1 protein-coding gene is annotated in these 497 nt (G+C 48.7%); it reads left to right on the forward strand.

The genetic code is table 11. The features are described from left to right. The coding region (locus A3729_RS10350; protein WP_156497877.1) for a DUF5011 domain-containing protein at positions 1-497 on the forward strand (497 nt) is incomplete at both ends.

Consider the following 497-nt stretch of genomic DNA (forward strand, 5'->3'; position numbering starts at 1 on the left):
CTATAATGTTAGCGATGCCGCTGGAAACCCCGCTATTCAGGCGAGTAGAACTGTAATCGTAAGCGATACAACAGCCCCACTTATCACCCTTGCTGGAGCCAACCCCTTAGATCACGAAGTAGGAACAATCTTCGTCGATCCTGGCGCTAGCGCTAGCGATAATATTGATGGAGATATCAGTCTAAGTATTGGCGTCACAGGAACAGTCGATGCCAATACACAAGGCACGTATACGCTTACCTACAATGTATCCGATTCATCAGGAAATGCTGCAGCAACCACTACACGAACAGTGAATGTTGTGGATACTGGCGCACCAACCATAACACTAAATGGCGACAACCCTACCCTGCATGAACTACAAACCACCTACACAGATGCTGGCGCTACCGCTACGGATGCTGTAGATGGTAACTTAAGTGCATCCATCATCGTTAGTGGGACAGTCGATGCGAATATCGCGGGTACCTACACCCTGTCTTACAACGTTACCGACC

The sequence above is a fragment of the Oleiphilus sp. HI0043 genome (assembly GCF_001634935.1).